This is a genomic window from Agrococcus sp. Ld7, from assembly GCF_045064095.1.
GTDB lineage: Bacteria > Actinomycetota > Actinomycetes > Actinomycetales > Microbacteriaceae > Agrococcus.
The window spans coordinates 1-1,542 of the sequence record NZ_JBISGY010000013.1; the positions used below are offsets into that span (position 1 = coordinate 1).

Genomic DNA, 1,542 nt, shown 5'->3' on the forward strand with positions numbered 1-1,542 from the left:
CACCCCCGCCAGCACCCCCGCCACGCACCCGCACGCGCGCCAGCACAACGCAAGCCCGACTCCGGCGTTCAGTGGGCGATCTGAGCGATCGCGCCGCACCGCGGCGCAACCGCCTCGAGCGGCTTGCGTTGTGCGGGCGCGCAGGTCGGGAGCTGCTGCGATGGCACGACGGTGTGCTGCGGGGAAGGCAGCCCGACGTCGTGGTGCCGACGCCCGACGGCTGAGCACGGCTGACCGCTCAGACCGCGAGCGCCCGCGACGTCGTGGTGCCGACGCCCGGAGGCTGCGCGCTCAGACCGCGAGCGCCGCCGCGAGGTCGTGGTGGAGATCGAGCAGCGGAGCGGTGCGCTCGGCGGGGCCGCGACCGAAGCCGCACTCCGTCGCGATGCCGAACGCCCCGGGAGCCGCGAGCGCCGGCACCGCCGCCTGCGCCGCGCGGGCACGGCGCAGGCCCCCGTCGATGCCATCCTCGTGGTGCACGAGCCCGAGGTAGGGCGTCGTCTCGCCCCACTCGACGTCGGCGAGCGGAGCGAAGTACGCCGCGTCGTCGCGCTCGATCGGCACGGGCAGGTGGATCCAATCGACGCGACGGCTCGCACCGGCGATCACACCGCGCGCGACGGCGGCGAGGCTGCCGGCATCCTCGGGCTGCACGAAGTGCGCCTCCTCGACGTCGCCGTAGCAGAGGTGGTATCCCTGCTCGACGCCCTCCGGCACCCACGAGCCGACCTCGATGAGGCGCTCGACGATGCCCTCGAGCGCAGCACCATCCCACCAGGGCTCGATCGCGACCGCGGGCTTGCGGTCACGCTCGAGGATGGCGAACTCGACGGCGGCATCGAACTGGATCGCGAGCCGATCGTGCGGGATCGCCGTGAGGATGCGCTCGAGCTCTGCCTTGATCGCATCGCGGTAGATCGGCTCGAACGCCGCGCGGCTGGCCGCATCGATGAAGGCGCCGACGATCGCGATCGGCGTCGGCAGCGAGACCTGGAAGCGGGTGCCCTGGGCGATGATGCCGCTGGCCTGCAGTGCGGCGAACCGCTCGTACGACTCGATCGCCGCGGCCGCGTAGCCGAGCTCGGGCAGCACGACGTCACCCGTGATGCGGAACTGCCGCACATCGAAGGTGTCGCGGATGCGGTATCCGGGCTCTCCGACGCGCTCGAGCCCTGGCGTCTCATCGAAACGGAGCGTCTGGAACTGGATCCAGTAGTAGCGCTCGCCCACTTCACCGTCAGGGATGCGAGGCACGTGCTCGAGTCGATCTGCGACCAGGCGGAAGACGGATTCGGCGTCGGGCTGATTGATGCTGCCGACGAGGTGCGTGGGGGCTGCTGCGCTCATGCGCCCATCATGCGCGGCGACGGCCACGCTCCGCTCGACTGTGACGAAGCGTGACACGTCGGCCGCCGCGCGAGTTGCCGCGTGTCAACTTGTTGCTGAAACTTCGCTCGATCGCAGCGACAACCTGACACGCGTCGGCCGGAGCGCGTCGGCGGCGGAGGCGAGGGGGGCGGCGGAGGCGAGGCGGGCGGCGGA

General features: G+C 71.9%; 1 protein-coding gene. It reads right to left on the bottom strand.

Going from position 1 to position 1,542, the window contains the following annotated elements; all coding sequences use genetic code 11:
* Nucleotides 1–291: 291 nt before the first annotated feature.
* On the bottom strand, nucleotides 292–1,347 hold the full coding sequence (locus ACJJVL_RS02915; RefSeq protein ID WP_405216817.1) for a hypothetical protein: 1,056 nt from the start codon (nucleotides 1,345–1,347) through the stop codon (nucleotides 292–294).
* Nucleotides 1,348–1,542: the final 195 nt, after the last annotated feature.